Here is a 20173-nt window from a genome sequence, read left to right on the forward strand (position 1 = left end):
GGTGACTTGGTTGACAAAGAAGCAGTTAATATTTATCAAAGGAACGAAAGAGGGCCTTGTATTACGCCTAGACGATCAGTGTTCATATGCAGAGCTTTTAGATGAATTGGCAAAAAAGGTTTCTGATGAAGGGTTTGAAGGTCAAGCGGAGGTGCTTTTACATTTAGGATATCGTTATTGTAACGATGAACAGATGAAAGAGATTATTTCGTGCGTCCAGCAAACAGAACATCTACGTGTGAGTAAAATTCAAAGTGAAGTTATGACTGTTGAAGATTGTAATAGAAGATTACTAGAAAACCAGTCAGAGACTTATGTGGGAATTGTTCGGTCAGGACAAGTCATTACAGCTTTGGGAGATCTGGTAGTTATCGGTGATGTGAATCCCAATGGAAGAGTCGTTGCTGGTGGGAATATTTTCGTCCTGGGTAGACTTAAGGGAATTGCTCATGCAGGTTCAACTGGAAATAAAGAGGCAGTTATTGCAGCTTCTTGGCTGGAGGCAACGCATTTAATCATTGATAGTGTCGTAGAAACGATGACCGATGAGCTGACGGTTCTATCAGAGAAACCGGAAATGGAATGTGCTTATTTACATACAAATGGTTCAATTGCAATTGATCGATTACAGGATCTACGTTTGTTAAGACCAAACTTATCAACATTTAAAGGAGGAAGCTAATGTGGGAGAAGCAATCGTTATAACTTCAGGTAAAGGTGGCGTCGGTAAAACGACGACAACAGCTAACCTTGGAACTGCATTGGCTTTGCAAGGAAAAAAAGTTTGTTTAATGGATACGGACATAGGTTTACGTAACTTGGATGTAGTTCTTGGTCTTGAAAACAGAATTATCTATGACTTAGTTGATGTTATAGAAGGTAGATGTAAAATTCATCAAGCGTTAGTGAAAGATAAACGCTTTGAGGATAGACTATACCTACTACCTGCAGCTCAAACTGTGGATAAAAATGCTGTTAATCCAGAACAAATGAGAGAACTTGTTTTAGAGTTAAAACGCGAATATGATTATGTCTTAATTGATTGCCCAGCTGGAATTGAGCAGGGCTATAAAAATGCAATTGCTGGAGCTGATAAAGCAATTGTAGTCACTACACCTGAAATTTCAGCTGTACGGGATGCGGATCGCATAATTGGGTTACTAGAGCAAGAGGGAACAATTGATCCACCTAAGCTAATCATCAATCGTATTCGTCAACATTTGATGAATAAAGGTGATGCACTGGATATAAATGAGATTACTACACACTTATCCATTGAATTATTAGGGATTATTGCGGATGATGAGAGTGTCATTACTTCGTCTAATAAAGGTGAACCTGTCGTTATGAATCCCGATAATAGAGCAGCTCTTGGATATCGTAACATCGCTCGCCGCATTTTAGGAGAATCGGTCCCATTAATGTCCATGGACCTTCCTAAAATAAGTGTTTTTTCTAAAATCAAATCTATTTTTACCAAATAATATAAACCGACTGCCGAAATTGGAGGCAGTCGGTTTTTTTACAAGATAAACAACTTAGATAATAAGAGTAATCAAAGGTGATAATATCCTGATAAATTAATCTGCTAAATTAGGAATTCTATTCTGTAAAGAACGGTGAAAAAAGTAGATTTTCTTTATACTAGTGGAAATAAAGAGAAATAGTAAGTGATAACTGAATAAAGAAGCGGAATAGCGAACGAAATAGCATCTTCGTGAGCTTCCTCTATTATTAGGATAATATCTTTTCTCTAGTTACCCAAAAAATGAACTAACCTGTTTTTAGAAGTTGTAGAAGGGCGACGGACAGTTAATAGCCATAAGATTACCGAGAAAAAAAGATGCTGGTCGTGACTTCAGTCACGACCAGCATCTTTAAAAAATCAAGCGGTAATTATATAGCAATAAGTCTGTCCAAAGCCCTTCGAAAACGACAGAAACATGTTTTGACCTTTATAGAGTAACAGTTTTAATAAAGATAAAATTCATTAATCACCCTCGTCCTTCATATATTCTTCTTAGGGGGAATGTTATGCTTTCAAAAAGAAAATGGGTTCTTTCATTTATATTTGTATTGACCTTTATTTTATTAGCAAAGTTAGAGGGAAATAGCACTTTATCCACCAATTATGCGAGCCTCTTATTAGAACCACAAAGACCAACAGAAATATATAAACAAGTAGTTGCATGGATTGATCGTTCGGATGAATTAATCAGCGTTAGCGCACCTATATCCAATCCTCCTTTAATCGAATATAAATCGATTCAGCCTCTAGAAGAAGGTGCAATTTTATCTATTGATAAATCCCAAGACCTGTATGCGACAGAAGATGGGCTAATTATTTATACAGGTTATAGAAAGAAAACTGGTAAAACAATGTCTATTTTATACGATACGGGAGAAACTGCTACTTATGGTTTTGTAGATGAGTTTCGTCAATTGCCATATACGACTGTGAACGCGGGAGACATTTTCGGCTCGATTGAAAATGAAATTCTTTATATTCAAGTAGAAAAAGAAGGGGAAATGTTGGAAACTGATGAGCTTATTGAGTGGCTTGCCGTAACCGATGAATAAACAATTATTTCGTGTCCACCCTATAATGATTCCCTTTTTTCTTTTCTTTTATTTATCCGGTGAAATTGCAATGTATGTACTCGTGTTTGGATCGTTATTGGCTCATGAGCTTGGTCATCTGCTCGTTGCAGTATGTATGGGTGCAAAAATTCAATCGTGCACTATTTTGCCTTATGGGGGCGAAATTAAAATGGAGCAATTCTCTAAGCTGTCAAGGATAACACAAGTGTGTATCATCTTAGGGGGACCATTTTGTACGCTCCTTTTGATGTTATTTGGTATGCTAGTAGATTTTCCTCAGGCTAATATATTTATCATGATTCAATTGCTTATTTTATGCTTAAATTTATTGCCAATCTTCCCATTAGACGGAGGGCGAATCATACATTCTATCTTCCCAGAAAGGTATGAGGAGCTGCTTGGCTTTTCAGGATGTATTTGTGTGATCATTTTTGTAATAAGTTGTTTTTATTTTCCAAAAGGATTGGTTTTTACCCTGTTATTTTTATTTCTAGTTTTTCAAAACTTTTCCTACTGGAGATTTCGTAAGTACAAGCTTGCATTTGATTGGATCACGAAAAGAGCTTGACTACGAATATTATATGTGATAATATTTTAATGTTATTGTTTGTAGCAGCACCCGTTGCTACAACCGCTCTGAAAAGGTTATAAGTATTCGATTTTTGAATCACCTTTTGGAAGGCGAGTCTTATTCTAAGAGGAGGTGCAAGTATGTACGCAATTATTGAAACTGGTGGTAAACAAGTTAAAGTTGAACAAGGGCAAGAAATCTACATTGAAAAATTAGATGTTAATGCTGATGAAGTTGTAACTTTTGACAAAGTTTTATTCGTAGGTGGAGAAGATGTTAAAATTGGCGTTCCATTCGTGGAAGGTGCTACAGTTACAGCGAAAGTTGTAAAAAGTGGCAAAGCTAAAAAAATTACAGTCTTCAAATACAAAGCGAAAAAGAACTATCACAAAAAACAAGGTCACAGACAACCATACACTAAATTAGTAATAGAAACTATTAGTTTATAAGATGATTAGAGTGACTATAACAAAAGACCAATCTGGTCATATTCATTCCTTCGAGATGAAAGGCCATGCTGATTTTGCGGAACATGGAAAAGATTTAGTATGTGCAGGAGCTTCTGCTGTATCTTTTGGTGCAGTGAATGCTGTTATTGCTCTTACGGGAATCACACCCATACTTGCGCAAAAAGGGGACGGAGGCTATTTATACGTCGAGGTTCCAAGTATATCAAATCTAGAAAAAGCTGCTCAAATACAGCTGATTTTGGAAGCGATGATTGTATCTTTACAAACGATCGAGCAAGATTATGCGAAGTATATAAAAATAACCTTCAAAAAGTAGGAGGTGGAACATATGTTAAAATTAAATCTTCAGTTTTTCGCATCCAAAAAGGGAGTAGGTTCGACTCGTAATGGTCGTGACTCTCAATCGAAACGTCTTGGCGCTAAACGTGCTGACGGACAATTCGTATCAGGTGGATCAATTTTATACCGTCAACGCGGTACTAAAATTCATCCAGGTGAAAACGTTGGACGTGGTGGTGATGACACACTTTTTGCGAAAGTTGACGGTGTAGTGCGCTTTGAGCGTTTCGGCCGCGACAGAAAAAAAGTAAGTGTATATCCTGTAGCTCAAGAAGCTTAATGAATAATAAAAGGACTGCATTTATGCAGTCCTTTTTGATTTTAAAAAATACCTAAAGTAAGCTATTCTCTAAAAGCATAAAAGAACTATTCCTGTTATACTAGAAGAGATAGTAAATGTTGGGATGTGTAACTTTTATGGATCATAACAAGATTACTTTAAATGAAATACTACGTCATACAATGCATGATTATTTAAATAACTTGCATTTATTACAAATGAACTTAGATATGGGTAAACCTGAGGAAGCTAGGGCTTTAATAAGAAAATATTCCCAAAAATGCACTCAATTTTTTGATATAAATAATATTGGCTTATATAAAACAAATGAATGGTTACAAACATTTAGTATTAAATATAATCAATTAACTTTAGATGTTCAAACATCTCTTCTAAATAGAAAAGCGGATAAGTACGATGAGTCCTTAATAGATTATCTCGATAGACTCGTACAAGCAATTTACCCGCATTTTAGAGGATATCAAGAGCAGTTACTGAAACTTCATATCATTTCAGATGAATTTTTGGAAATACTAATAGATATTCGAGGAGATTGGACCAATAATAACTGTACGGATGAACTAACTGGAGAGTTATTTCAGCTGCAAATATTAGAAGCAACCAACAACTCGATAAAAGCAAAACTAATTGCAAGTGGAAGATTGGAGTGAAGTAAATGTTTGTTGATCACGTGAAGGTTTATGTTAGGGGTGGCGACGGCGGAGATGGTATGGTAGGTTTCCGTCGTGAGAAGTATGTTCCTTTAGGAGGTCCTGCAGGTGGGGACGGAGGAAATGGTGGCAACGTTATCTTCGAAGTAGAAGAAGGTTTACGTACGTTAATGGATTTCCGTTATAAGCGAATTTTTAAAGCGGATAGAGGAGTTCATGGTGGTAGTAAGAATATGCATGGTGCCGCTGCAGATGATATGATCATTAAAGTACCACCTGGTACAATAGTTAAAAATGAAGAAACTGGAGAAGTAATAGCTGATTTAGTTGAGCATGGTCAACAAGCTATTATTGTAAGAGGTGGCCGCGGTGGTAGAGGGAACTCTCGTTTCGCAACACCTGCAAATCCAGCTCCGGAGCTTTCTGAAAAAGGAGAGCCAGGTTTTGAGTTAAATGCTGAGTTAGAACTAAAAGTATTAGCTGACGTTGGTTTAGTCGGATTCCCAAGTGTTGGTAAATCTACGCTATTATCCGTTGTTTCAGCAGCTAAGCCTAAAATTGCTCCATATCATTTTACAACAATTGTACCCAACTTAGGAATGGTGGAAACAGAAGATCATCGTAGTTTTGCGATGGCCGATCTACCAGGTCTTATTGAAGGTGCACATGAAGGAGTAGGGCTAGGTCATCAGTTCTTACGTCATATTGAACGTACGCGTGTAATCGTACATGTTATCGATATGTCCGGTATGGAAGGCCGCGATCCTTACGAGGATTACTTAACCATTAATGATGAACTAAAACAATATAATCTTCGTTTAACGGAAAGACCACAAATTATTGTAGCCAATAAAATGGACATGCCAGATTCCGAAGAAAACTTAAAAATATTTAAAGAAAAAATCGGATCTGATATTAAAGTATTCCCAATTTCAGCAATTTCTCGTCAAGGTTTACAAGAGTTATTATTTGCTGTAGCAGACATGTTAGAGGTTGCACCAGAATTCCCATTAGAGGAATTAGTGGAAGAAGAAACAGAAACGTCTGTTATGTACAAGTATCAAGCGAAACAAGACGATTTCACTATTTCAAGAGATGATGACGGGGCTTTCGTATTAGCTGGTGGATCATTAGAAAGATTATTTAAAATGACTGACTTCAGTAGAGAAGATTCTATCCGTAGATTCTCTAGACAATTACGGGGAATGGGAATCGATGATGCTCTTCGTAAGCGTGGAGCTAAAGATGGGGATATAGTACGATTACTGAAATTTGAATTTGAATTCATCGAATAGAGGAAAGTAGGGAGCCGCATGAAAGATGTGACGAACCAGAGATTTTTTTTAGTACGGGAGGATGTGCTGACAGAGGCAATGCAAAAAACCTTGGATGCAAAACACCTCCTTCAATCTGGGAAGGCATCTTCGATATGGGATGCTGTAAAAGAGGTAGATTTATCTCGGAGTGCTTTTTATAAATATCGTGATGCGGTTTTTCCATTCCATTCGATCGTTCAAGAGAGAATTTTAACTGTCTTTCTCCAATTAGAAGATAGAGAAGGGACACTTGCTAGGCTATTGCAATTGGTGGCTGATTCCACATGTAATGTGTTAACAATCCATCAAACGATACCTATTCAAGGAAGAGCTAGTGTAACATTGTCACTGGATGTAACAGCGATGAATAGGGAATTAGAAGAATTTATAAATGAAATGAAGCGATTAGATTTTGTGGAATCTGCCGAAGTAATTAGCTCTGGTGCTTTATAATAGAAAAGAGGAAGACGCCGTCCAGCAGCGAAAAGCGCTGGAAGACTTGAAATAAAAGGCGTCCTTTGCCTTTTCTACAAGTCTGAAGCGATCGAGCTGTTGGCGTCTGAAGCTAGACAGGGAGGTTTTTCTAATGACAACAAAACAAGTTGCTTTTCTAGGGCCAGAAGCTTCTTTTACACATTTAGCAGCAAAGTCATTATTTTATCAAGAGGTATTAGTGCCAATTCGTACTATACCTGAATGTATTGAAGCTGTTGCAAATGGAGAAGTGGATATAGCTGTTGTTCCGCTAGAAAATGCGTTAGAGGGCACAGTTCCGTTAACGATCGATTATTTGTTTCATGAGGCGGATTTATTTGTGATTGCAGAGCTATTATCTCCTATTGAGCAACATTTAATGGTGCATCCAAAAAATGTGGAAAGATGGGAAGAAATAATAACTGTTTACTCCCATCCACATGCTTTGGCACAATGCCATAAATATTTGTACTATCGATTTGGAAAAGTACCATTAGAGCAATCAACCTCAACTGCTGCAGCAGCAAAATACGTTTCTGAAAATGAAGATTTATGTATCGCTGCTATTGGAAATACTTCAGCTGCATTAGAATATGGGTTGAAAATAGTAGAGCAAAATATACATGATTTCCATTTTAATCATACACGATTTTTTGTTATCTCTAAAAAGAATCATTGTATCGAACGAAATGGTCATACAGAGCAAGTGAAAACAACGGTGATGATTACCTTACCAAAAGACGATCGATCTGGAGCCTTACATCAGGTGCTTTCTGTGTTTGCATGGAGACAGCTCAATTTAAGTAAAATTGAGTCTAGACCATTAAAAACAGGTTTAGGGCAATATTTCTTTATCATGGACGTTCTTGAAGACGAGAACAAGCCAATGATGATCGGTGCACTAGAAGAGTTAAAGGCACTGGGCTGTGGCGTAAAATCATTAGGCTCGTATTATACATACGAAACAAAAAACGAAGCAATCCGTTCATAAATGGATTTGCTTCGTTTTTTTGTAATTATGTATATAAAAGTGTAACACCCAACAAGAAGTTTAAGCATAGCTTAGATGATAAGATTGGTTAAATTTTAGATAGTGATACAATAATTTGAAATTGCTTTTGTATTAGAAATGCTAAATGCCAATGATAGATGAAAATGCAGATTTCCTTTTTTAATAGTGGAAATAAAGAAAAATAATAAGTGTCTACGCAATAAAGAAGTGGAATAGCAAACGAAATTGCATCTTCAGGCAGTCGTTGCGAAATGTTTTTTTATTTTGCGACGAGCTTTGCGCAGGAGCACCACGATGTCGCGTACTTAGACTGTCATCATCTCTCCTCTATTATTAGGAAAGTATCTTTTCTCTAGTTAACCTAAAATGTACTTACCTGTTTCTAAAAGTTGTAGAAGGGCGACGGAAAGTCAATCGCCATAAGATTACCGAGAAAAAAGATGCTGGTCGTGACGTCAGTCACGACCAGCATCTTTAAAAAATCAAACGGTAATTATATAGCGATAAGTCTGTCCAAAGCCCTTCGAAAACAGTAGAAACATGTTTTGATCATAAAAGTTATTCTTCCATTAGATAACCCTTTTCTCTAATGGCACTTATACCTCTAGTTAAAATTTCTTCGGTTGATGCGGACAATAGATGCAAATGAATGCCAGATGTAAGCTCCAATAAAAATGGTGCGTCCGTATCACGCACTTTCTTTAAAAACATTTCTACATCGTGTCTATTAGAAACCATGATCGAAGAAGTGATTTCTCCATAAACAGGATGTTCAATCGTCACATTTTCTACAGTGACACCCGCATCCACTAATGCTAAAAGCTCATCCTCTGTATGACTGGATTGATGGTTACATGCTACTTTTCGCTGTACATATGGAGTATTTTCTTTATCAGGTAGTACAATATAGCCTTGGCTAGTAGACATAATAGGGGTATTCGCTGCTTTTAATAATGTGACGTCATTCACAATAACCTGTCTGCTAACATTAGCGAGCTTTGCTAACTCTGAGCCAGTCACAGGTGCATGTTGTTCCTTTAAATAGGAGAAAATCCAATTCCTACGGTCTCCACCTTTTAACTTTTTCACGATTATCCCTCCGAACTTGCATAATGACTTGGTTCCTATTCATAAGTTTATCATGAAGGGATGGTAGTTTGTTTAAAATCTGTGACCATTTCAAGGTGGTACACATAATTTAAAGGAGAAGGAAGGAGGAAGACTGTGCAAACTCATATTGTTGTAAAAGGGGACACTTTGTGGAAAATTTCCAGAAATTATGGTGTTTCTTTTGAGGAATTAAAGAAAGTAAATGCGCATTTAGCTAATCCGGAATATATCGTGCCTGGTATGAAGATTTTTATTCCGAATTCGAAAAAAATGGAATCGACCACTCATCCATATAGTGACAATCGACCAGTCAAAAAAGAAATGGTGAAAAAGGAGGAAGTGAAAATCCATCAACCTAATAAAGCAATGCCGATGCATCAAGTACCAAAAGCAATGCCAATGCATCCAACACCAAAAGCAATGCCGATGCAACCTGTACCGATGCCCCAGCCGATGCAACCAGTAGCACCGATATATCAAATACCACAACTGCCACAGCAACCACAACAACCACAACAGCCTCAACAACCGCAGCAACCGAATGTATCCTATACATTCCCATTTCATATGATGCCTGTCCCTGACATTGACATGACTCCGTCTCCACAAGGTTGGAGATTAATGGAGTCCACGTCTATTCACATCCATAATCATATAGAAAATTATGATATAGAGGTGGAGAAAGCGCCAACTCCGCCACCTGTCCAACCAGTACCTATTCAACCAACACCACAACTAACAAGCCCGATGGCAGAAGAGGCTTCACCTGAATTCCCGGAATCGCCTACATTCCCGATGATGTATCCGTGCCCACCATTTCAACATTTTCCATACATGCATCACCAGGCAGAACACGGGGGATGTCCTTGTATGCAGATTTGTTATGTACCTGTATATCCTTGTCCTCCCTATCCCTATCATCATTATTAAAACGTGAATACGTATATACGGCAGATTAAGAAAAATGTATGGAAATGGAAAAATGAAAACGGCGTATTTTCTGTAAAAAAATATCCAACCATTGAACAGGCAGAAAAAATTCGTTTAATTCATAAAGAGCTAGAATACATCGACAAACCTTTTATACTTCCAATTATTGAGTCGTCACAAGAGGATTTTATTATCCAGCCATGGTATACAGGTACACATACGGTTTCCTATAGTTTTAAAGATGACAGAAAGGCAGTTTATTCTCTTCTAAGTCAAATTCATGAGACAAATAAAATCGTAGACTGGGAAGATAGTCATTTATTTTATTCTTTTAATCTAATTTCCAAATGGCAGAATCGGCAATGGAAGATGAACGAAATTTCCTTTTTCATCGAGTCACATATAGGATGTAAACAGACAAAATTATTATTGCTTTGTGGAGATGTTGCATTACGAAATATGAAACCGTTTAATATGGAAAAGCGAACCTTACTCCACGGGGATGTAGTTCATCATAATTTTTTATCGGACAGTTCTGATTACAAAATAATTGATTTTGATTTGGCAGTGGTAGGTCCAAGAGAAATGGAAAATATATTATGGATGCATCGGGTACTTCCGGAAACAGATTATGATATTCTTTCACTTATCCAAGAATTCCCACATCTTGAAAAAGTAGTTCGGCGTAATAAGGAAGCGATGATGTATCCAAACGAGCTATACCGAGAATGGTTGTATGCGTATTCTTTACCTAAACAGCGTAAACAGAAATTTATCGATCAGTTAATACCCTATACGAATAAAGCACTAACAGAATGGCCCCAGTTATGCTATACTTTAAGTAAATTATAATCGTTCTATTTATGAGTTGGTCGCTCGAGCTTTGAGCGGCCTTCTTTGTCTGTTATGCTATAATTACAGTATGAAATGTGAGGGATTTAAAGGATGTATGATTACATAAAAGGACAAGTGACTCGTGTAACACCAGAGTATGTAGTAATAGAGCAGCAGGGAATAGGTTATCAACTTTTTACGCCAAATCCATTCGCTTTCCGAATAAGTGAGGAAATGGTTCAAGTATATACACATTTTCATGTCCGCGAGGATGCACAACAACTAATGGGATTTCCAACGCTTTCCCAAAGGGAGTTATTTCGAAAGCTCATATTAGTTTCTGGAATTGGTCCCAAGGGTGCATTGGCTATATTAGCTAGTGGAGAGCCGACCCACGTCATTCAAGCGATTGAACGGGAAGATGAAATATTTTTAGTGAAGTTTCCTGGTGTCGGAAAGAAAACTGCTCGTCAAATGATATTAGATTTAAAAGGAAAGTTAAATGATTTAATAGATTTTGAGCAGCTAGAATATGAAGCGGATGGGCCAAACTTATTCGATAATGGGGAAGCGAATCATGAACTAGAAGAAGCTATGCTTGCACTAACAGCATTAGGATATTCGGAAAGAGAATTAGCTAAAATTCGTCCACTACTTAAAGCGGAGGCTGGTCTTCAAACAACCGATCAATTTATGAAAAAAGCTTTACAGTTATTATTTTCAGGTAAATAAACAAAAAAGGAGGTTTTAGGTATGGATGAACGTGTCATTTCAAGCGAAATCTCCAATTTTGACGAACCATTTGAACAATCTCTTCGTCCCCAGTTTCTTCAGCAATATATTGGGCAAGATAAAATTAAACATAATTTAGCAATATTTATTGAAGCAGCTAAAATGAGAAGTGAAAGCTTGGATCACTGTCTTTTATACGGACCTCCTGGACTTGGTAAAACAACACTTGCTGCTGTCATTGCAAATGAAATGGGCGTGCAAATTCGAATGACGAGTGGTCCAGCTATTGAGCGTCCTGGTGACTTAGCGGCAATTGTTAGTTCTCTAGAGCCTGGAGATGTTTTATTTATCGATGAAATTCATCGGTTGAATCGTTCCATTGAGGAAGTGCTATATCCTGCAATGGAAGACTTTTGCTTGGATATCGTAGTAGGAAAAGGACCTGCTGCTAGAAGCGTGCGACTTGACCTGCCTCCATTTACGTTAATAGGTGCAACTACTAGAGCGGGTGCATTATCTGCACCTTTACGTGATCGTTTTGGAGTACTGCTACGGCTAGATTATTATGATGAAGATGCATTAACATCCATAGTGATTCGTAGTGCAGAGTTATTTAATGCAGCCATTGACCACGAATCAGCGGGAGAAATCGCTAGAAGGTCCAGAGGTACACCGCGTATTGCTAACCGTTTGTTAAAAAGAGTACGAGATTATGCGCAGGTTCGGGCAAATGGCTATATCTCGCTTACTATTGCCCAAGAGGCATTAGAGCTGCTACAAGTAGATCCTCGTGGCTTAGATCATATTGACCATAAACTAATTCTGTCCATGATTGAACGATTTAGAGGTGGTCCTGTAGGCTTGGATACTATTGCAGCAAGTATTGGAGAAGAGTCAACTACGATTGAAGATGTATATGAACCATACCTCCTACAAATTGGCTTTATCCAACGTTCCCCTAGAGGAAGAATTGTTACAGCACTTGCTTACGAACATTTCGAAATTCCATTGCCATTGGAAAGAAAAGAATAATAAAGGATGTCCTATATGAGAGTAGAAGATTTTGATTTTGAATTACCAGAAGAACTGATTGCCCAAACACCCCTATTGGATCGAACGAGTAGCAAGCTTTTAATTGCAGATTTTGAAAAGCAGTCGTATACACATACGGTTTTTAAGGAAATACTAAGCGAATTAAATGAGGGAGATTGCCTTGTCTTGAACGACACGAAGGTAATGCCTGCTCGGCTAATGGGTACGAAAGAAGAAACAGGAGCCAATGTAGAAGTCCTTTTATTGACACAAATAGAAGGGGATCATTGGGAGACACTTGTGAAACCTGCAAAAAGGGTCAAAATAGGTACAGAAATTACATTCGGTGAAGGATTGTTGAAAGCTGTCTGTACAGAGATAAAAGACCATGGAGGACGGATTTTCCGTTTTGACTATACGGGTGTATTTTTTGAAGTATTAGACCAATTAGGTGAAATGCCGCTTCCCCCATATATTCATGAAAAGTTGGAAAATAAGGATCGCTATCAAACGGTCTACGCTAAAGAGCAAGGTTCAGCAGCAGCTCCAACAGCCGGCTTACATTTCACCGATGCATTATTAGATGACATTCGCTCAAAAGGTGTTAAAATAGCGTTTGTGACATTACATGTAGGACTTGGAACTTTCCGCCCGGTTAGTGTAGATTCTATTGATGACCATGAAATGCATTCTGAATTTTATCGAATTACAGAAGAAACAGCAGTTGTTATCAACCAGGTGAAAGCCTCGGGAGGTAAGATTGTTGCAGTAGGAACTACTTCTACAAGAACATTGGAAACAGTGGCAACTAAATTTGATGGACAACTTCAAGCAGATAGTGGTTGGACGTCGATCTTCATTTATCCAGGTTATGAATTTAAATGTATAGATGCAATGATTACGAATTTCCACTTACCTAAATCTACCTTAGTAATGCTCGTTAGTGCACTTACTTCAAGGGATTTTATACTCCAAGCCTATAAAGAAGCGGTAGACTTAAAGTATCGATTTTTCAGTTTTGGAGATGCAATGTTTATAAAAGGAAGGAATTTTTAAATGACAGCAGTTACGTATGAACTTATCAAAAAAGACAAACAAACAGGCGCTCGATTAGGTATTGTACACACGCCTCACGGGTCATTTGAAACACCTGCATTTATGCCGGTAGGTACACAAGCAACAGTAAAAACAATGGCTCCAGAAGAGATCAAAGAGATGGGTGCAGGTATTATTCTTAGCAATACCTATCATCTATGGCTTCGTCCAGGAAACGACATTATTCGCGAAGCAGGCGGACTTCATAAATTTATGAACTGGGACCGTGCCATTCTTACTGATTCAGGAGGATTCCAAGTATTTAGTTTAAGTGATATGCGTAAAATTGAAGAGGAAGGTGTTCATTTTCGAAATCACTTAAATGGGGATAAATTATTCCTAAGTCCTGAAAAATCCATGCAAATTCAAAATGATTTAGGCTCAGATATTATGATGGCATTTGATGAATGTCCGCCTTTTCCTGCATCTTTTGAATATATGAAAGCATCTGTAGAACGTACTTCACGTTGGGCAGAGCGTTGTTTAACTGCGCACACGAATACAGATAAGCAAGGACTTTTTGGAATCATCCAAGGTGGAGAATATGAAGAATTACGCCGTCAGTCTGCCAAGGATTTAGTTTCGCTTGATTTCCCTGGATATGCAATTGGAGGATTATCTGTTGGGGAACCAAAAGATGTGATGAATCGTGTACTTGAATTTACAACGCCTATGATGCCTGAAAACAAGCCTCGTTATTTAATGGGAGTTGGATCTCCTGATTCCTTAATCACCGGCTCTATGCATGGTGTTGATATGTTTGACTGTGTTTTACCAACACGTATTGCTCGAAATGGTACGTTCTTTACGCATCAAGGTCGTCTTGTTATTAAAAGTGCTAAGTTTGCTCGTGATTTTGGACCAATCGATGAAAAATGTGATTGTTACACATGTAAAAATTATTCGCGTGCTTATATTCGCCATTTATTCAAAGCGGATGAAACATTTGGTTTACGTCTAGCATCTTATCATAACCTGCATTTCTTAATGAAATTAATGGAGAATGTAAGACAAGCAATACGGGAAGATCGTCTATTAGATTTTAAAGAAGAGTTTTTTGAAGAATATGGGTATAACAAACCAAATGCAAAAAACTTCTGATTCTTGTATACTAGATAAAGAGAAAAAGGGGGGAAATAAATACATGGATACATTAGTAGGTTTGTTACCAATTATTGCGATGTTCGGAGTAATGTGGTTCTTTATCATTCGACCAGCACAAAAGCGTCAAAAAACAACTTCACAAATGCAAAATAATCTTAAACGTGGAGACGATATCATCACGGTTGGTGGTCTACACGCGAAAGTTGATGCAGTAGATGATCAAACGATCTTCGTAATAGTTGGAGACGGAACTCGTTTACAATTCGAGCGCGTAGCAGTAGGAAGAATAGTTTCAGAAACTAAGTAATATCGAAATGTGAAAGCGCCTATGATAGCCCCGACAGGCACTGGAAGGATTTCGCGTAAAGGCGTACTTTGCAGGTGGAAGTCAGTCTAAGTTCGCGACATCGTGTCGCAACGACTGACTGACCGCATCGTGCGGCCCTGAAATCCTGAAGTGACCCGAGGGGCTAGGCGCTGGAACTAGACAGTAAGAAATGTGAAAGCGCTTTTGAAAAGTAATCACTCAACTGAGACTTGGATAAGCGCTGGATCAAACTACATAAATTCGTGGGACAACTAATTAAAAACAAAAGAAAAAGAACTTATTCATTTTTATGAATAAGTTCTTTTTCTTTGGACAAAGTAATCATGAGGTGATTATGTGCAGGACATACTCATAATTATTATTCGGACATTTTTTTTGTACTGGTTTATTTTAGTTATTCTTCGTTTGATGGGGAAAAGAGAAGTAGGCGAGCTAAGTATTTTTGATTTAGTTGTCTTTTTGTTAATAGCAGAAGTTGCTGCATTCTCTCTAGATGATCCTCATAGTAAACTTTTCCATGCCATTGTACCAATGATTATTTTATTTCTGATTCAAGTTAGTGTATCCTATTTTTCCTTAAAGAGTAAAAAATTTCGTGATGTCATGGAAGGGGAACCTTCGATACTTATGAGAGATGGAATCATTGTTGAAAAAGAGATGAGAAAACAACGCTATAATTTAGATGACCTCCTTCAACAATTACGAGAACAACAAATTGGTTCTATACAGTCTGTCTCCTATGCTTTTTTGGAGCCATCAGGGAACCTATCTGTCTTTAAAAAAGGAGAAGAACAATATGTTTTTCCTCTCATCATCGATGGTGAAATTCAACAAAGACATCTAGAGCATATTGGTAAAAATGAAAAATGGTTGTTAGAAGAGCTAGGGCAAAAACAAATTATGAGCTATAAAAAAATATTTTACTGTAGTTATGAAAATGAAACTCTTTACATTCAACTAAAAACTTCTTTTTAGCAATATCACTCAGAATCTGTTTTTAGAGGTTTTAGCAATCTTAAATATAACGCTTACCTCTTTACGTTTAATCTGCCTAAAAAGAACTAAAGCGACTGTTAAATAGAGCATAGTGAATAGACAATCAACTACTAAAGGGAAACTGCCAATGGAAATAATCAGTGGTCTTGAAATGATGGTTAATAAAAATACTGCATACGGCATGACAAAAAAGGAGAAGCCAATTTGTGCTTCTTTTTTTTCTTTTAAAGAAGCGATATGTAAAAAAGAAGTAATTAATACTCCAAATCCAATCGCAACAATCGCACCTTTTTCTTGAATAGTTGCTTGAGAAGCAAGGAAAAATAATAACAATAGCTTTCCTACACCACCATATAAGGAATTGAGAAAGGCAGCTTTTGAATTATCTAAGGCTTGCAAAATAGAAAATAAAGGACTTTGAATATAATAAAAGAAAAAAATTGGAGCTAAAATTTTCATATAAACAGTTGCATTTTCAACATGGAATAGGGCTTCTACTAGCTCCCCGCCGTGCAGATAAAACAGTGTAGCTGCGTAACATCCCGTCAATGTAGAAAATTTTAGCGAAAGGTGAATTCTTTCTTTTAACAGTTTGAAATTTTTCCGAGCGAATGCATCACTAACTGCCGGTATGAGGACAATAGATAGGGCGTATGGGATGAAAGAAGGGAATAATAACAAAGGAACTAAAACACCTGATATAACTCCATAAAGGGTTGTTGCAGCAACAGCAGTAACTCCAGTAATAGCTAATGCCTTGATGAAAATGATTGGTTCCAAAAACCATGTAAAAGATCCGAATAGACGGCTCCCAGAAGATGGTAATGCAATAGCGAAAAGTGGAGTTAATGGATACGTTTTAGATGATTTTTTATATGTTTGTTTTGATTTCCATTTGTCGTATTTCCATTTCAAGTAGACCAATGCGATAAGCTCTGCGATCAAAGCAAGGATCATTGCGTAAGCAGCGGCTTCTTGTGGGGAAGCAGACGTTAAAAAGAACGGAAGTAGAAAACTGATTAATATAATTCGTACGATTTGCTCCATTAATTGGGCAACTGCTGTTTCTTCTAATCGTGCTATTCCTTGGAAAAATCCTTTTAATATTCCTCCTGCCGCAGCTATCGGAACAATTGCGATAGATACGTACAAAGTCATTGTAATGGCATCATTTTTTAATAGATTACCCGAAATATAAGGTGCTACAAAGATAAATAGTGGTGTGAAAACTATAATAGAAATAACGGTAACAATGACAGAAGTCCGCATAACAGAGAAATAGTCTGTATTTGCATTTCTTGCTCGTAATTCGGCAATAATTTTAGCCATGGCAATTGGAATACCAAGTTGTACTAAAGAAAGGAAAAAAATAAAAGCAGGATAGGCAGTCATATAAATGCCCACTGTTTCTTCACCAGTTAAGCGAACAAACTGCATACGATAAATAAATCCTAAAAACTTAGACAAAAAAATAGAGATCATTAATAAAATGGACCCTTTTAAAAATGTAGACAATTAAACACTTCCTTCTCAAATACAGGAACTTCGTATACAATAACAATATGCATAATGCTTAGTACATTATTCTTTAAATGGGGTGCGATATTATGGAAAATAATTATGAAGATATCTTTGCGCACGTTTTACCAGCTATAGAAAGTAAAAGAAATGAGTTTGTCGTTTATCAATACGACACGGTTACAGAAAAAGATATTTGGAAATATTGTGTGACGAAGAAATGGAGAAAAAAAGATGTAGCTTCCTTGCCTCTCTATCAAATCATCAATGATATTCTAACTATCTCTCCCGCAGAATTTATGACATTTGAACAAATTGATAATCAAAGAACATCTAATTGGTTTTCGGATATTAATCATGAGGAATTGCGAATGTTATTAAACCCGGGTTTAGAAGAAAAGTAAGACAAGGTGATTTGACAGTGAGCGCAACGTGTTTCATAATAAACATGTTGCTTTTTTTTGAGGAGGAAACTTACATATGAAAACTAGAGGACGCATAGTTGCGTTTTTATTGTTACTCGTTATTTTTGCAGGCACAATCAGTCCCACGGTTACAGGTGTGTTAAAAGATATTAAACTAGGTCTAGATCTTCAAGGTGGTTTTGAAGTTCTTTATCAAGTCAAAGAGTTAAAAGAGGGGCAAAAAATAACAGAAGATGTTGTGGCGGATACAGCTTCAGCACTCTCAAGCCGTATTGACGTACTAGGAGTTAGTGAGCCTAGTATTCAAATTGAAGATGGCAACCGAATTCGGGTACAACTTGCAGGTGTGGAAGATCAGAACTCCGCTAGAGATTTACTTTCGACACAAGCGAATTTAACATTCCGAGATTCTGACGATATTGTAATGTTAGATGGAATGGACTTGAAGGAAAGTGGAGCTAAGGCAGCTTTTGATCAACAAGGACAACCTATAGTTACGCTAGAATTAAAAGATGCCGATAAGTTTGCAGAAATTACTTCGGAAATTGCTGCAAGGCCAGCACCAGACAATGTTCTAGTTATTTGGTTAGACTTTGAAGAAGGTGTAGATTCATATAAAGTGGAAGCATCGAAGCCTGAAGGAGAACAAAAATTCACTTCAGCTCCACGAGTTTCCCAACGTATCAACTCAGATAGCGTAGAAATTTCCGGTGCATTTACTGTGGATGAAACGAAAAATCTATCAGGTATTTTAAATGCAGGTGCTCTTCCAGTTAAATTAGAAGAAATCTACTCTACTTCTGTAGGGGCACAATTTGGGGAAGAAGCATTAAACAATACAATTTTAGCTAGTATTATAGGTATTGCAGCAATTTTCATCTTTATGATTGCATATTATCGCTTACCTGGTGTTGTTGCAGTTATTTCATTAGTAGTATATATTTTCTTAATCTTAGTTATTTTTGATTGGATTAATGGTGTATTAACACTACCAGGAATCGCGGCAATTGTGCTTGGGGTAGGTATGGCAGTAGATGCGAATATCTTAACCTATGAGCGGGTGCGAGAAGAATTACGTGTTGGTAAATCAGTGAAAAAAGCATTTGATGCGGGAGCAAAAGAATCATTTACTGCAATCTTTGATGCCAATATTACAACATTATTAGCAGCGGCAGTATTATTCTTCTTCGGTACAAGTTCTGTAAAAGGATTTGCTACACTGTTAATCATTAGTATATTAGTTATTTTCATCACTGCTGTATGGGCTTCACGAGTATTACTAGGATTGCTAGTAAATAGTGGATACTTCGATAATAAACCAGGTTGGTTTGGTATTCCGAAGAAAAGAATGCACGCTCCAGAAGAAGAAGTGGCTACACTTGACTTAACAACAAAATTTGATCGTTTTGATTTTGTTCATAGTCGTAAAATCTTCTATATTGCTTCGATCACATTGACGATAGCAGGTATTATTGTGTTGAGCGTGTTCAAGTTAAATTTAGGAATTGATTTCTCTTCTGGAACACGAGTTCAAATTGAGTCTACTCAGCCTTTAACTCAGGCAATTGTTACGGAGAAAATTGAAAGTATCGGCCTGCCTTCAGATGATATTGTAATCTCCGGTGAAAATGGAGACAGTGCAGTAGTTCGATATAAGGATGACTTTACACAAGATGAAATTAAAACATTAAAAACAGAAATGACTGAACAATTTGGCGTTGAACCAAGTGTGAGCACGGTTTCTGATACTGTAGGAAAAGAGCTTGTGAAAAATGCAATATATGCATTAATGTTTGCAGCTCTTGGAATAGTTATATATGTTGCTTTCCGTTTCGAATGGAGAATGGGTCTAGCATCGATCGTTTCGCTACTTCATGATGCATTCTTAATGGTTTCAGTATTTAGTATTCTTCGTCTAGAAGTGGATATTACATTTATCGCAGCAGTTTTAACGATTGTTGGTTATTCTATAAATGATACGATTGTAACGTTTGACCGTATTCGAGAAAACCTACATCGTAGTAAGACCATTACATCAGAAGATGAGTTGGCAACAATTGTCAATAAATCACTAAGACAAACATTAGGGCGTTCTGTAAATACAGTTCTAACTGTAATTTTAGTAGTTGTAGCTCTATTAATATTTGGTGCAGAAGGAATTCGTAACTTCTCTATCGCTTTATTAATCGGATTGTTAGCTGGAACGTATTCTTCTATCTACATTGCAGCACAAATTTGGTTTGATTTGAAAGTGAAAGAAATGCGTAAAACTGGCGGTATTGAAGTGAAGAAAGAAGAAAAAAAATGGGGTTCTGATGAGCCTGTCGTTTAATGT

The 20173-nt window shown here is 37.1% G+C and carries 23 protein-coding genes and 1 other annotated feature; of the genes, 21 read left to right on the forward strand and 2 right to left on the reverse strand.

Annotation, left to right across the window (positions count from 1 at the left end):
- Window positions 1-10: 10 nt before the first annotated feature.
- The 11 genes from minC to pheA all read left to right on the forward strand — a co-directional run bounded on the left by minC (window position 11) and on the right by pheA (window position 7713).
- On the forward strand, window positions 11-682 hold the full coding sequence (minC, locus tag LDK52_RS03000) for a septum site-determining protein MinC (RefSeq protein ID WP_277584470.1): 672 nt from the start codon (window positions 11-13) through the stop codon (window positions 680-682).
- A 1-nt stretch (window position 683) separates the two neighbouring features.
- Entirely contained in the window at window positions 684-1484 is an 801-nt protein-coding gene (gene minD, locus LDK52_RS03005) for a septum site-determining protein MinD (protein ID WP_277584471.1), read from the forward strand.
- A 550-nt stretch (window positions 1485-2034) separates the two neighbouring features.
- Entirely contained in the window at window positions 2035-2580 is a 546-nt protein-coding gene (locus LDK52_RS03010) for a hypothetical protein (RefSeq protein WP_277584472.1), read from the forward strand.
- Entirely contained in the window at window positions 2573-3169 is a 597-nt protein-coding gene (locus LDK52_RS03015; protein WP_277584473.1) for a site-2 protease family protein, read from the forward strand. The genes LDK52_RS03010 and LDK52_RS03015 overlap by 8 nt, the downstream gene beginning before the upstream one ends.
- 51 nt (window positions 3170-3220) lie before the next feature.
- Window positions 3221-3300: a sequence feature (ribosomal protein L21 leader region), on the forward strand.
- Window positions 3301-3312: 12 nt separating this feature from the next.
- A complete protein-coding gene (gene rplU / locus LDK52_RS03020) occupies window positions 3313-3621 on the forward strand; it encodes a 50S ribosomal protein L21 (protein WP_277584474.1) in 309 nt (102 codons plus the stop codon).
- A gap of 1 nt (window position 3622) precedes the next feature.
- On the forward strand, window positions 3623-3958 hold the full coding sequence (locus tag LDK52_RS03025; protein ID WP_277584475.1) for a ribosomal-processing cysteine protease Prp: 336 nt from the start codon (window positions 3623-3625) through the stop codon (window positions 3956-3958).
- A 12-nt stretch (window positions 3959-3970) separates the two neighbouring features.
- Complete coding sequence (rpmA, locus tag LDK52_RS03030; RefSeq protein WP_111437784.1) at window positions 3971-4261, forward strand: 50S ribosomal protein L27; 291 nt, start codon at window positions 3971-3973, stop codon at window positions 4259-4261.
- 137 nt (window positions 4262-4398) lie between these two features.
- Window positions 4399-4932 carry a Spo0B domain-containing protein gene (locus tag LDK52_RS03035; protein ID WP_277584476.1) on the forward strand — a complete coding sequence of 178 codons (534 nt, stop codon included), beginning with the start codon at window positions 4399-4401 and terminating at the stop codon, window positions 4930-4932.
- A 5-nt stretch (window positions 4933-4937) separates the two neighbouring features.
- Window positions 4938-6227, forward strand: a complete 1290-nt coding sequence (obgE, locus tag LDK52_RS03040; protein ID WP_277584477.1) for a GTPase ObgE — start codon at window positions 4938-4940, stop codon at window positions 6225-6227.
- 18 nt (window positions 6228-6245) lie between these two features.
- Window positions 6246-6701 (forward strand): ACT domain-containing protein, encoded by a 456-nt coding sequence (locus tag LDK52_RS03045; protein ID WP_277584478.1) that lies wholly within the window; start codon window positions 6246-6248, stop codon window positions 6699-6701.
- Window positions 6702-6834: 133 nt separating this feature from the next.
- Window positions 6835-7713, forward strand: coding sequence for a prephenate dehydratase (pheA, locus tag LDK52_RS03050; RefSeq protein WP_277584479.1), 879 nt, complete (start codon window positions 6835-6837; stop codon window positions 7711-7713).
- 579 nt (window positions 7714-8292) lie between these two features.
- Here the strand turns inward: pheA and LDK52_RS03055 are convergent.
- Window positions 8293-8823 carry a transcription repressor NadR gene (locus LDK52_RS03055; protein ID WP_277584480.1) on the reverse strand — a complete coding sequence of 177 codons (531 nt, stop codon included), beginning with the start codon at window positions 8821-8823 and terminating at the stop codon, window positions 8293-8295.
- A gap of 135 nt (window positions 8824-8958) precedes the next feature.
- Here LDK52_RS03055 and safA point away from each other — a divergent pair, with 135 nt between their 5' ends.
- The 8 genes from safA (at window position 8959) to LDK52_RS03095 (ending at window position 15874) form a co-directional block, all read left to right on the forward strand.
- Window positions 8959-9774: a SafA/ExsA family spore coat assembly protein gene (gene safA, locus LDK52_RS03060; RefSeq protein WP_277584481.1), complete on the forward strand. Its 816-nt coding sequence runs from the start codon at window positions 8959-8961 to the stop codon at window positions 9772-9774.
- Between the two features lie 3 nt (window positions 9775-9777).
- On the forward strand, window positions 9778-10626 hold the full coding sequence (locus tag LDK52_RS03065; protein ID WP_277584482.1) for a phosphotransferase: 849 nt from the start codon (window positions 9778-9780) through the stop codon (window positions 10624-10626).
- Between the two features lie 93 nt (window positions 10627-10719).
- Window positions 10720-11340: a Holliday junction branch migration protein RuvA gene (gene ruvA / locus LDK52_RS03070; RefSeq protein ID WP_277584483.1), complete on the forward strand. Its 621-nt coding sequence runs from the start codon at window positions 10720-10722 to the stop codon at window positions 11338-11340.
- A 21-nt stretch (window positions 11341-11361) separates the two neighbouring features.
- On the forward strand, window positions 11362-12372 hold the full coding sequence (gene ruvB / locus LDK52_RS03075) for a Holliday junction branch migration DNA helicase RuvB (protein ID WP_277584484.1): 1011 nt from the start codon (window positions 11362-11364) through the stop codon (window positions 12370-12372).
- A gap of 15 nt (window positions 12373-12387) precedes the next feature.
- On the forward strand, window positions 12388-13428 hold the full coding sequence (gene queA / locus LDK52_RS03080; protein WP_277584485.1) for a tRNA preQ1(34) S-adenosylmethionine ribosyltransferase-isomerase QueA: 1041 nt from the start codon (window positions 12388-12390) through the stop codon (window positions 13426-13428).
- Window positions 13429-14568 carry a tRNA guanosine(34) transglycosylase Tgt gene (gene tgt, locus LDK52_RS03085; protein WP_277584486.1) on the forward strand — a complete coding sequence of 380 codons (1140 nt, stop codon included), beginning with the start codon at window positions 13429-13431 and terminating at the stop codon, window positions 14566-14568.
- 43 nt (window positions 14569-14611) lie between these two features.
- Complete coding sequence (gene yajC, locus LDK52_RS03090) at window positions 14612-14878, forward strand: preprotein translocase subunit YajC (RefSeq protein ID WP_277584487.1); 267 nt, start codon at window positions 14612-14614, stop codon at window positions 14876-14878.
- Between the two features lie 357 nt (window positions 14879-15235).
- The gene (locus LDK52_RS03095; protein WP_277584488.1) at window positions 15236-15874 is read left to right on the forward strand and encodes a DUF421 domain-containing protein; all 639 of its coding nucleotides are present in this window, start codon (window positions 15236-15238) and stop codon (window positions 15872-15874) included.
- Between the two features lie 9 nt (window positions 15875-15883).
- On the opposite strand, the gene LDK52_RS03100 is transcribed toward LDK52_RS03095, so the two are convergent.
- On the reverse strand, window positions 15884-17410 hold the full coding sequence (locus LDK52_RS03100) for a putative polysaccharide biosynthesis protein (RefSeq protein WP_277584489.1): 1527 nt from the start codon (window positions 17408-17410) through the stop codon (window positions 15884-15886).
- Between the two features lie 92 nt (window positions 17411-17502).
- Here LDK52_RS03100 and LDK52_RS03105 point away from each other — a divergent pair, with 92 nt between their 5' ends.
- Both LDK52_RS03105 and secDF read left to right on the forward strand, forming a co-directional pair.
- A complete protein-coding gene (locus LDK52_RS03105) occupies window positions 17503-17817 on the forward strand; it encodes a post-transcriptional regulator (RefSeq protein ID WP_277584490.1) in 315 nt (104 codons plus the stop codon).
- Window positions 17818-17893: 76 nt separating this feature from the next.
- Window positions 17894-20170, forward strand: coding sequence for a protein translocase subunit SecDF (gene secDF / locus LDK52_RS03110; RefSeq protein WP_277584491.1), 2277 nt, complete (start codon window positions 17894-17896; stop codon window positions 20168-20170).
- Window positions 20171-20173 lie beyond the last annotated feature (3 nt).

This window comes from Psychrobacillus antarcticus (assembly GCF_029533155.1).
Lineage (GTDB): Bacteria > Bacillota > Bacilli > Bacillales_A > Planococcaceae > Psychrobacillus > Psychrobacillus antarcticus.

Coding starts and splice junctions, on each gene's coding strand:
- rpmA (WP_111437784.1), top strand. CDS start 3,971: ATGTTAAAATTAAATCTTCAGTTTTTCGCATCCAAAAAGGGAGTAGGT.
- obgE (WP_277584477.1), top strand. CDS start 4,938: ATGTTTGTTGATCACGTGAAGGTTTATGTTAGGGGTGGCGACGGCGGA.
- LDK52_RS03010 (WP_277584472.1), top strand. CDS start 2,035: ATGCTTTCAAAAAGAAAATGGGTTCTTTCATTTATATTTGTATTGACC.
- ruvB (WP_277584484.1), top strand. CDS start 11,362: ATGGATGAACGTGTCATTTCAAGCGAAATCTCCAATTTTGACGAACCA.
- rplU (WP_277584474.1), top strand. CDS start 3,313: ATGTACGCAATTATTGAAACTGGTGGTAAACAAGTTAAAGTTGAACAA.
- LDK52_RS03045 (WP_277584478.1), top strand. CDS start 6,246: ATGAAAGATGTGACGAACCAGAGATTTTTTTTAGTACGGGAGGATGTG.
- LDK52_RS03035 (WP_277584476.1), top strand. CDS start 4,399: ATGGATCATAACAAGATTACTTTAAATGAAATACTACGTCATACAATG.
- LDK52_RS03105 (WP_277584490.1), top strand. CDS start 17,503: ATGGAAAATAATTATGAAGATATCTTTGCGCACGTTTTACCAGCTATA.
- tgt (WP_277584486.1), top strand. CDS start 13,429: ATGACAGCAGTTACGTATGAACTTATCAAAAAAGACAAACAAACAGGC.
- pheA (WP_277584479.1), top strand. CDS start 6,835: ATGACAACAAAACAAGTTGCTTTTCTAGGGCCAGAAGCTTCTTTTACA.
- LDK52_RS03015 (WP_277584473.1), top strand. CDS start 2,573: ATGAATAAACAATTATTTCGTGTCCACCCTATAATGATTCCCTTTTTT.
- queA (WP_277584485.1), top strand. CDS start 12,388: ATGAGAGTAGAAGATTTTGATTTTGAATTACCAGAAGAACTGATTGCC.
- yajC (WP_277584487.1), top strand. CDS start 14,612: ATGGATACATTAGTAGGTTTGTTACCAATTATTGCGATGTTCGGAGTA.
- ruvA (WP_277584483.1), top strand. CDS start 10,720: ATGTATGATTACATAAAAGGACAAGTGACTCGTGTAACACCAGAGTAT.
- LDK52_RS03025 (WP_277584475.1), top strand. CDS start 3,623: ATGATTAGAGTGACTATAACAAAAGACCAATCTGGTCATATTCATTCC.
- secDF (WP_277584491.1), top strand. CDS start 17,894: ATGAAAACTAGAGGACGCATAGTTGCGTTTTTATTGTTACTCGTTATT.